The sequence below is a fragment of the Pantoea sp. Morm genome, assembly GCF_016643525.1.
GTDB classification, from domain to species: Bacteria; Pseudomonadota; Gammaproteobacteria; order Enterobacterales; family Enterobacteriaceae; genus Pantoea; species Pantoea dispersa.
In genome coordinates this window covers 26431-37146 of sequence record NZ_VOQX01000050.1, presented here as the reverse complement: position 1 = coordinate 37146, position 10716 = coordinate 26431, and the positions used below count along the sequence as shown (strand labels likewise).

Genomic DNA, 10716 nt, shown 5'->3' with positions numbered 1-10716 from the left:
CGCTTTCAATCAGCGGTTCTGACTCTGCATGACGTACCCCACTGCCCGCGTTCACCAGCAGTGCACGTTTGCCGTTGAGGGCGAGAGTCTCTCCCTCCTCGCGCCGGTACTGCACCGAGCCGCGCCAGACATAGCTGAAAATCTCATCATCCTGATGGCGGCGCATCGGTACTACCGCGCCGGGCTTCAGCGTCATCTGGTCGACAATCGCCAGCGTGCCCAGTGGTTCTCCCGGCCGCTGCCGGCGAATGGTAAAGGGACCGTATTCAAACAGCTGGTCGCGCTGCGCTTTAATCACGTTCATCAGTGGCTTCCTCAAAAATCAGGTTCTGATGACCATCATAAAGGCTGCAAAATTGCGTAACAGTAGGGCTTTTTGTTGGCTTAAATCAGTGGTTTTGAATGACCTTCGTCCGCGCCTTTAGCCTGCTGCAGTACGAAGCTGAGCGCCAGGTGCGGGCTGGTAAGTGGCCGCTGTGGCGCAGGAAAACGCGACGCGGCCCCGGCCATCGACACCTGCGCTAACGCCACCTGAACCGCGCCCTGCTGCTGTCCCTGAGCGACCGCATCGGCGATCAGCGTGTAATAGTCGTCCAGCCGGCCAGCTTTGAATGCGGCCCAGGCATCCGGGATAAGCCTGACTTGCGGACGCTGGTCAGGTGCCAGACTCTCCGGGCAAAACAGCTGGCGCGTACTGTGCAGCGTAGACTCCGCGGCACACAGCACCAGCGCGGGTGTGCCACGGCGATGCACTTCGTCCGCCAGCATACGGTCAGTGCGATAAACCGCACAGCGCTGTTGTGGATCGCGCAGGCTGTCCGCGGCGGCACCTAAGGTAGAGCAGGTAATCAGTATCGCGTCGAACCACGGCGTCAGGCTGAGTAACAGCTGCTCCAGACGCTGCTGCTGGGCCAGCGTCATGCCACCGCTGAGTTCTGCTTCTGCCAGTAGATGTGGCATCACCAGATGGCTGATTTGCTGAGGCGGAATGCCGAGCGACTGCGCGGCGTCATCAAAAATAGCAATATTACTGGCGGCGGTATGCAGGCAGGCAATGGTCACAACGATTCCTTATCGCTTCAGGTTCAGTACGTTGCACTATAGCCGCAATCGGTGACTGAATGCAGCTTTACCGCTGGCTGGCAGGCTTCGTCGGATGCGGTGCGAGGCATTTTTCAACACCTCGCACCGTGCAACCTTCCTTCAGCCGGTCAGCGCGAAAGGCGAACTCAGAACCACACTTCTGCCTGTACGCCAAAGTTCCAGCTACCGCCAGCGGTAAAGCCCGCGCTGCCGAAATCATCGTTCAGCGCATAGTTGTCCAGCGCTTTAGACCAGTTCATCCAGGTCGCGAACAGCCGAATCTCCGGCCGCACCAGCATATCGTTGATGTTGCCGACTTTGAACGTTGGCGCAAAGGTCAGCTTATACACATCGCCCTTCACCGCGTTGTACGTCGCGATGCTGCCGCCATCCTGATAGCTGCGGCCATTGGGTTTGAGGTCCATATACAGCCACGACGCTTCATATTGCAGCGCAAAGTTTTCCGTAATCGCCTGGGATGCGCGCAGGTTGATGGTTGCCCAGTCATAGCGATCCCCTTTGCGGTAGCGATCCTCGCTGTGCTGCGCCAGCAGCGATGGGGCCACTGACCAGCGATCGCTCAGTGGCATCACGCCAAAAGTGGCCAGTCGCAGCGCGCTGGCGTTGCGCGTTAAGTCGCCGTCGCCACCGATCTGCCGGGTTTCTGCGCCCAGGCCTTTCCCCCACTGAATGGCGTGAGTGCTGCTGCCCGGTGCCAGTCCGTAGAAGCGGTTTTTATCGTGCCAGGCCAGCATGGTAAACACGCCGTGCTTTGCCGTATCGTCACTGCGCAGCGCATAGCTGCCGGTGGTCGATGCGCGCCCTTTCAGCTCGTCGTTGCCGTTTGCGCTCATGCCGGTCAGCATCCACTGCCAGTTACCGTAAAACTGGTTCGAGGTCAGCAACAGGTTTTGCACGTTGTTATCGTCGTAGCGGCTGCTGCCCAGGTCGCCAAAACTGCGGCCATAAATGGAGAAATCGCTGCGCCATTGCTCGTTCCATTGCAGGTTGCTGATGCCGCCGCCGGTGCCGCCAAGAAAGACGATATCGGTATCGGTGAAGTGCAGATCAAAATTGTCGCCGTCAAAGCGTTTGCCCGCCCACAGCGAGGCATGTTGCGCGGCGCCCCCAAAGCTGGGCAGATCCCCCATTTCGACATACACCTGGCGGATATTCAGATTATTGTCGTTATTCTGCACCCACGGGTCCGGACTGGATGAGCCATCTGCCAGCAGCGCTTTGAAATTGGCCCACGAACCATTACTGAACCGGGTTTGGTTATGAAAGCCCAGCTCGATGTAGTGATCTTTTTCATTACCTAACCGGCCAATATGCGCATCGCCGCCGATCGAACTGGCAGGCGAAATAGCAGGTCCGGCACGTCCGCCGCGCCCTTTATCATTAACCAGCAGGCCGGAACGGGCGTACCCGGAAAAGCGGAACGTGTTGGTTGTTCCGGCGCTCGCCTCCTTTTGCTGCTGCTCATCGCGCGCGATTTTCTCTTCCAGCTGGGCCAGACGCTGCTCCAGCGTTAATGACTGTGCCGCTGCACTGCCACCCACCATCATCCCCGCGATAGCCAGCGCCAGGCGCGCGGTTTTAGCCTTATGCATCACCATATTTATCTCTCTTATTATGTCCATTCATTAATTACAACGGGATTGCCTTTGACGCAGCGAGAGCATAAATAAGCGGATTGCGGTTCTTTTTGATCAATATCATTAAATTAAAAAGTGATATTTTACATGAACTTATAAAATGATTGATTAATTCAAGGTCTTTTTTTACTTAAACGGGAAAATCCTTTGCGACCTGTCTTAAAAGACGGGTGAATTAATTTTTCTTTTCCGATCCCATTCGCAGAATGGCGCTTTTTCCGGCCCGGAAAATCTGCTTAGCCAGCAGCAGAAATAAAAAGCAAATTTGCGAGCTGTGCCGCATCGCTTAATGCGGCAACCAGATGAGACGGCGCAATTATTCGGGCAAGCCTGCGCCTCGCTGCTACGCTTAGTGGTTGGATTATCCTTACAAAAGCTGGAGATATTATGAGCAATGACGATCGCAAGCCGACCACCACGGATGCTGGCATTCCGGTAGCCAGCGACGAACACTCTTTGTCCGTCGGTCCTGACGGCCCGCTGATGCTGCACGATCACTACCTGATTGAGCAGATGGCTAACTTCAACCGCGAACGTATTCCAGAGCGTCAACCGCACGCCAAAGGCAGCGGTGCGTTTGGCTATTTTCAGGTGACAGAAGATGTCAGCCGTTACACCAAAGCGGCGGTTTTTCAGCCCGGCACCAAAACTGATGTGGTAATGCGTTTCTCCACCGTGGCCGGCGAGCGTGGCAGCCCGGACACCTGGCGCGATCCGCGCGGCTTCGCGATCAAGTTTTACACCAGCGAAGGCAACTACGACATGGTGGGCAATAACACGCCGGTGTTCTTTATTCGTGACCCGATGAAGTTCCAGCACTTTATCCGCTCGCAGAAGCGCCGTGCCGACAACAATCTGCGCGATAACGATATGCAGTGGGATTTCTGGACGCTGTCGCCAGAGTCGGCGCACCAGGTGACCTGGCTGATGGGTGACCGTGGCATTCCGAAAAGCTGGCGCCACATGAACGGTTACTCCAGCCATACCTATATGTGGGTTAACGCCGCCGGGGAAAAATTCTGGGTTAAATACCACTTCAAAACCGATCAGGGTGTGGAGTTCCTGACGCAGGATAACGCCGATCTGCTGGCCGGCCAGGACGGTGATTACCACACGCGCGATCTGTTCACCGCCATCAAAAATGGTGATTTCCCCAGCTGGACGCTGTACATGCAGATCATGCCGTTCGCCGAGGCGGAAACCTACCGCTTCAACCCGTTTGATCTGACCAAGGTCTGGCCACACAGCGATTATCCGCTGATTAAAGTCGGCAAACTGATGCTCAACCGTAACCCGACCGACAACCATGCGCAGATTGAACAGGCGGCGTTTGAACCTAATAACCTGGTGCCCGGCATCGGCCTGAGCCCGGATAAAATGCTGATTGGCCGGGTATTTGCCTATGCCGATGCCCACCGCGCCCGTCTTGGCGTTAACTACAAGCAGATTCCGGTCAACGCCCCGCAGGCACCGGTGCACAGCTACAGCAAGGATGGCGCGATGCGCATCAATCCGGTCAGCGATCCGGTTTACGCGCCGAATTCGAAAGGCGGTCCGGCGGCGGACGGCGAGCGCTACCCGACGGATTCCACCTGGGAAGCGCACGGCAACATGGTGCGCGCGCCCTACACGCTGCGTCAGGATGATGATGACTTTGGCCAGGCCAATACGCTGGTCAATAAAGTGCTGGATGAGGCGGCACGTGATCGTCTGGTAAATAACGTCAGCGGTCATCTGCTCAACGGCGTGGAGGAGCCAGTGCTGTCGCGCGCGTTTGAATACTGGCGCAACATCGACCAGACGATTGGCGATCGCATTGCCCAGCGGGTGCAAACCGAGCGCGCCAAGCGTTAATGAGCATATTTATAAATATAAAAAAGGCGCCCGCGGGCGCCTTTATTGCATCGACAGGATTATTTCAGACGGAACGCCACCACGCTGTCGCCGGCTTTGGTGCCGAGCGAACCGTGACCGCCCGCAGCAATTACCACGTACTGCTTACCGTCGCTGCCCATGTAAGTGGATGGCGTCGCCTGCGCGCCGGCGCTAAGCTCCTGCTGCCACAGCAGTTCGCCGGTGGTGCTGTCATAGGCGCGAATGAAGTTATCTGCGGTCGCACCGTGGAACACCAGATCGCCGGCCGTCAGCAGTGGCCCGCCGTGCGCCACCATGCCCATCGGGAAGCCAATCGGGAAGCGGCCCGGCAGGAAGCTGGTTTTCAGGTTTTTCGTGGTGCCAACGCGACGCAGCCATTCGGTTTTGCCGGTTTTCAAATCTACGCCGACCATGCGGCCCCACGGCGGTGCAATGCACGGAATGCCGAGACCGGAGGCCAGCTGCTGGATGTGGATGGCGTAATCACCGTGGAAGTTTTCGTTCCAGTAAGGCTGGCCATCTTTGGTGAACAGGCGCTCCGTCGCCGTGGCGGGCGTACGCTTGATCAGGTTGTATTTGTAGGCGAGGCGCACCGGTGCGGCAATCAGCATCTGACGCTGCGGATCAACCGCCACCGATCCCCAGTTAAACACCCCGATGTTGCCCGGGAACACCAGCGAGCCGCCTTCTGTGGCTGGCGTCCACGGATTGCCGTCATAGCGCAGGCTACGGAAATCCATACGGCAGGCCATTTGATCAAACGGCGTGATGCCCCACATTGACTTCTCAGTCAGCGGCTGCGGAATAAAGTTCAGGCTGGATACCGGCTGGGTGGCGGCGAATTTCTCGCCCGGCACGCCGCCTTCCGTCGAAACCTTCACGTCGTTAATCGGATATACCGGCTGGCCGGTCAGGCGATTGAGCACAAACAGGTTACCGGTTTTGGTCGGCAGGATCACCACCGGCTGTTTCTGGCCCTGATAATCGATATCGACCAGCGACGGCTGTGACGGGTTATCGCGGTCCCACAGATCGTGATGGGAGCTCTGATAGCGCCATTTGAACGCCCCGGTCTGCAGATCGAGCGCCACTAACGCATCACGGAATTTTTCAGTGTTGCTATTGGCATCACGCTCGATGCCCAGTTCATCCGGCGAGGCGTTGCCAAACGGCACGTACACCAGGCCGTTTTTCAGGTCGGCGCTCAGCGTACCCCAGGCCACCGGCGTATCCTGCGGATAGGTCTGGCCAGCCGCTATCGGCGCGGTATTCTGCGGATTAGCCGGATCAAAGTTCCACACCAGACGACCACTTTGCACATCATAGGCGCGAATCACGCCAGAGGGGTTACCGCTGTTGAAGCCATTATCCATAACCGAGCCGCCGACAATCACCAGATTGCCCGCGACCAGCGGCGCGGCGGTCTGCATCAGCGCGTGTGGACGAACCTCACCCATATTGGCATGCAGATCCACCACACCGTTGTTGCCAAAATCGGCGCACGGTTTGCCGCTGTCGGCATCCAGCGCAATCAGCCGGGCATCAGTGGTGGCGTTAAAGATGCGCTTGCGGCACATCGCCGGCGTCGCCGCCGTGTCCTGAGCGGCAACCGGTGCGCCCGCGTAATAGCTGACGCCACGGCAGGTCTGATGCTGCTGCAGATAAGAACGATCTTTCGCCGGCGTGTATTTCCACTTCACCGCACCACTCTGCGGATCGAGCGCGTGGACCTCATTGTGCGGCGTACAGAAATAGAGCATGCCGTTGGCTTTCAGCGGCGTGGCTTCGAAGGTGTATTCGGTGGCGTCGTTATCCTGACGCAGATCGCCGGTGTGATAGGTCCAGGCCACTTCGAGATTGCGCACGTTCTCTTTGGTGATCTGATTCAGGGCGGAGAAACGCAGGCCGTCGGCGGTGCCGCCGTAGGCGGTCCAGTCAGCGCTCGCGCCCTGCTCGCTGTTTTGTTCACGCGCATTGGTGATGGTGCCGGCCTGCGGCAGCGGATCGTAAAAGCACAATCCAATCACCAGTACAATCATGATGGCCACCGTGCTGCCGAGCAGGCCGTGGAAGCGACGCTGTCCCTGATACAGCGGTTTGACCACCCACGGCATCGCCAGCCACAGGCCGATTACGCCAAACAGATCGCCGCGCGGGATCCACTGCCACTTGTCGAAGCCGACTTCCCAGATCATCCATGCCAGCGTGATCCACATCAGCACCGCATACAGGCTCAGCGCGCTGCGCTGATTGCGGAACAGTAAAATGGCGGTGATCAGTAATCCCACCGCCATCAATGCGTAAAATGCGCTGCCGCCCATCATCAGCAGCTTGCCGCCCATATAGAGCAGCGCAACACCCAGAATCGCCAGCACGAGACTGGTCAGTTTGTTTATCATGCGAATCCCTCAACGCTCATCATTATTAACCACCCCAAACTAAAGACACATAAACTCAACAAAATCTTAACTTACGTAACCGTCAGTTAAAAATCTGCCTGGCGGCGTGTCGTTAGTGCCGCTTATCAATGTAGCTCTGCTCCTTCATGCTGCGCCCCGCTTCGCTCGTAGTGTGAGTGAAATCACGTTTCAATTTTGTTGGAGGAAATTAATCAATCATCAGGAAAATCCGCATTTTTTGATAACGCAGCGTGCGATATGACTAAGGGCGCGACAGGCGTGCTGCCGGGCAGCCTGCAATTTGTCGGCGCATGTATTTCTGGTGAAATTATTTAATTGATTAGTGGCGTACAAATGCGATTTGTCCTGGTCATGTCAGAACCTGATGCTAAAAAAGCAGGCAACGCTGCGCTTTGCCCTAAAAATAGCGTCTTTCCGGCACGGTGACATTGATAAATGAAATAGCGTATTTATTATTTTGAGAGTTTCCTTAGCCTGTCTGCCAAATTAATCGGTGATATACATTATCTGACTGCTCTGCGGCAAAGCCGCTTATAAAAAGAAGGTTATTATGATCAGCGCAGACGCTTTTTATCGCAAATTACGTTTTCCATTTAAACTCACACATGCTGCCATTAAATTTCCCGTGGCCAATGCGCACGCCCGGCAATATCAGGTCTTGTCAGCAGAACAGACCATCGATCTGCTGCTCAGCGATGGCCGGCTCTCAGTGTGCCGCTATGGGGATGGGGAACTGGAAATGACGCTATTTAAGAATATAGGCTTTCAGTCTTTTGATGAACGCCTCTCCATTCGCCTGAAAGAGATCATGCGCCGTGGCACGCAGAGCGATAATCGCTGTCTGTTGTGTATGCCTGATGCCTTTCGCGGCACCGGGAATATGCGTTTTGGCTCAGCGCTTTTCTGGTTTTTTCATAAAGCGTTTTTCTTTCGCCACTATGAGCATTTATTAAAGAAAGGCTATCGCTATGGTAATACGTCGGTAACGCGACCTTATCATGATTATAAAGATAAACAGCCGGCGGCACGTATTTTTGCCAAATTTAAACAGCTGTTTCATGATAAAAAAATTCTGATTGTTGAGGGTAGCGGCACGCGCCTTGGTCTCGGTAACGATCTGCTGGATGGCGCACGGCAGATCCGGCGCATTACCACCCTCAACCGTAACGCGTTTTCGGTTTATAACGAGCTATACAGTAATGTGCTGGCGCACGCGCGCGAGTTCGACATGGTATTGATCTCCCTTGGCCCGACGGCAACCGTGCTGGCTTACGACCTCAGTCAGCACGGCATTCGCTGCATTGATACCGGCCATATCGATATTGAGTATGAGTGGATGCGCAGCGCGGCACGCACTAAGGTGCAGGTCGCGGGGAAAAATGTGAATGAGGTCGGTTTATTACAGAGTGACGAACAGCAGGAAGCGGATGCGCATTACCGCAGCCAGATTCTGCTGCACGTCGGTTTAGGTCAGGAGCCACTGCGCAGTGCCGCGGTGGTCACGCAGCCGACAGTGTGATGCAGCGCACCGTAACCGATCGTGCCGGCGATCGGTTTGGTGCAGTACGCTCAGATAGCGGGTATTTATTAGCCAGCGCGATGGTTCTGACTGCGACGGCGCGGGCATTATGGCATGGCGGACACTAATTAGTTAGCAGCCTTAGCAATCTGGCATTACCTTTGCTTAATGATTCCTGTGTTCATTTTCAGGAGTCGTATGATGAAAGCGTCCTCAACCCGCTACACCATTTTCTCGCTGCTGTTTCTCATCGCACTGATTAACTACATCGACCGCGGTGCGCTGTCGTTCGCCGCCAACGCCATCTCGCAGGAATTTCACTTCAGTAAAGTGCAGCTCGGTGCCGTGCTGGGCTACTTTGGCTTTGGCTATCTGTTCGGGTCGCTGTGCGGCGGCTTCCTTGCCGACCGGCTGGGCACCAAAAAGGTCTGGCTGATGGCCGGCATTCTGTGGTCGCTGCTGGAGATCGCCACTGCCTGGGCCGGAGAGCTGGGCATGGCGCTGTTTGGCGGCTCGGCGATCATGGGGTTTGCTGCACTGCGCGTGCTGTTTGGCTTCAGCGAAGGGCCGGCCTACGCGTTGATGAACAAAACCATCGCCCACTGGGCACCGGATAACGAACGCGGTTTCGCGCTGGGAATTGGCCTGCTGAGCACCCAGGTGGGCTCGCTGCTGACCGCACCGATTGCCGTCGGACTGCTGCTGCTCACCAACGACTGGCGCATGATGTTTATGCTGCTCGGCGCGTTTTCACTGCTGGCGATGCTGCTGTTTGCCCGCCACTTTACTGATACGCCACAGCAGCATCCGCGTGCCAATGCCGTCGAGCGTCAGCTGATCATTGCCGGGCAACGCCAGCAGCCGCAGGACGAAGGCGCGCTGCCGTGGTGGCGCTTCTTCACCAGCCGCACGCTGGTGTGCAACGCGCTGGGCTATTTCAGTTTCCTCTACATCACCTTTACCCTGGTGACCTGGCTGCCGAAATATCTGCAGGATAATTTCCACTATGACCTGCACTCGCTGTGGTATGTGGCGATGATCCCGTGGAGCGGTGCCTGCCTGACGGTGCTGCTGGGCGGACGCATCGCCGATCGCCTGCTGGCACGCTTTAACAATCTGCGGCTGGCGCGCAACCTGTTTGCCGCCGTGACGCTGTGCGCCACCGCCTGCTGCTTTATGGCTATTCCCTGGGTCGGATCTGCTGCCGGCATTATCGCGCTGATGACGCTTGGCAACGCGCTCAATGCGCTGGTGAATAACGTCTACTGGTCGGTCGTGATTGACGTGACGCCAAAGGCATCGGTTGGTACCTTCAGCGGCATGACGCTGGCCATCGCCAACCTCGCGTCGATCATTTCACCGATGCTGTGCGGCTGGCTGGCGCAGTACTACGGTTATAACGCCATGTTTACCGTCACCGCCTGTATCGCCTTTGGCAGCATGCTGGCCATGACGCTGCTGCAGCCGGAGAAACGCCTGCAAGCCGATGCGCCGCCAGCCGCCGCGCAGCAGGCTGTGTAAGCGTTATCGCCCGTGCCGCTGGCAGAAGGCGGCGATATCCGGCGACTGAAAATCCGCCAGGTGTGTCATCAGCTTCTCCAGCGGCCAGTTCCACCAGGCAATCGCCTGCAGCTGCGCCGCGATGTCGGCACTGAAACGGGCGCGAATCGGTTTCGCCGGCACACCTCCGACGATGGTGTAAGGCGGCACATCTTTACTCACCACCGCCCCGGCCGCCAGCACGGCGCCGTTACCGACCGTCACGCCAGGCAGGACAATCACGCCGTGACCGATCCACACATCGTGACCAATGATCACCCGATCGGCGCGGCGTCCGGTGAAGAAACCGGCATCGCGCTGCGCGCGGCTGTCGTAATACTCCGGGCAGTAGGTGAAGCGATGCTGTGAGGCGCGATCCATCGGATGATTCGGTGCCCCGATACGCACCTGATTGGCGATGGCCGTGAAGCGGCCAATCTGCGCATCCGCCACGCAGCAGTGTTCCCCAAGGTAGGAAAAATTACCCAGTTCGCTGTATTCCAGATAACTGTGCGCCAGAATTTCACACTGCTGGCCAATCTGCGTGTCGCGCAGACGGACGCTGGGATCGATCGCGGTGTGTTGCAGTTTAGCGGGATGCTGTGTGGCAGAAATCATAAAG

At 56.9% G+C, this 10716-nt stretch carries 8 protein-coding genes; 3 read left to right on the top strand and 5 right to left on the bottom strand.

What is annotated here, in order from left to right; genetic code table 11:
• From FT726_RS17145 to FT726_RS17135, 3 genes are all read right to left on the bottom strand, one after another.
• Positions 1-304: pirin family protein (locus FT726_RS17145; protein ID WP_346303135.1), on the bottom strand; the 304-nt coding region annotated here is incomplete at its 3' end.
• An 80-nt stretch (positions 305-384) separates the two neighbouring features.
• A complete protein-coding gene (locus FT726_RS17140; protein ID WP_152390991.1) occupies positions 385-1062 on the bottom strand; it encodes a glutamate racemase in 678 nt (225 codons plus the stop codon).
• Positions 1063-1229: 167 nt separating this feature from the next.
• On the bottom strand, positions 1230-2651 hold the full coding sequence (locus FT726_RS17135; RefSeq protein ID WP_071813574.1) for a carbohydrate porin: 1422 nt from the start codon (positions 2649-2651) through the stop codon (positions 1230-1232).
• A 477-nt stretch (positions 2652-3128) separates the two neighbouring features.
• Here FT726_RS17135 and FT726_RS17130 point away from each other — a divergent pair, with 477 nt between their 5' ends.
• Positions 3129-4595 (top strand): catalase, encoded by a 1467-nt coding sequence (locus tag FT726_RS17130; RefSeq protein WP_021505996.1) that lies wholly within the window; start codon positions 3129-3131, stop codon positions 4593-4595.
• 59 nt (positions 4596-4654) lie between these two features.
• Here FT726_RS17130 and FT726_RS17125 read toward each other — a convergent pair whose 3' ends face one another.
• Positions 4655-7015, bottom strand: a complete 2361-nt coding sequence (locus tag FT726_RS17125; RefSeq protein WP_241797938.1) for a membrane-bound PQQ-dependent dehydrogenase, glucose/quinate/shikimate family — start codon at positions 7013-7015, stop codon at positions 4655-4657.
• A 571-nt stretch (positions 7016-7586) separates the two neighbouring features.
• On the opposite strand from FT726_RS17125, the gene FT726_RS17120 reads away from it, so the two are divergent.
• Both FT726_RS17120 and FT726_RS17115 read left to right on the top strand, forming a co-directional pair.
• Positions 7587-8555: a GT-D fold domain-containing glycosyltransferase gene (locus FT726_RS17120; RefSeq protein WP_346303134.1), complete on the top strand. Its 969-nt coding sequence runs from the start codon at positions 7587-7589 to the stop codon at positions 8553-8555.
• A 201-nt stretch (positions 8556-8756) separates the two neighbouring features.
• A complete protein-coding gene (locus FT726_RS17115; protein ID WP_058769834.1) occupies positions 8757-10076 on the top strand; it encodes an MFS transporter in 1320 nt (439 codons plus the stop codon).
• Positions 10077-10079: 3 nt separating this feature from the next.
• Here FT726_RS17115 and FT726_RS17110 read toward each other — a convergent pair whose 3' ends face one another.
• Positions 10080-10712, bottom strand: a complete 633-nt coding sequence (locus tag FT726_RS17110) for a DapH/DapD/GlmU-related protein (protein WP_346303133.1) — start codon at positions 10710-10712, stop codon at positions 10080-10082.
• Positions 10713-10716: the final 4 nt, after the last annotated feature.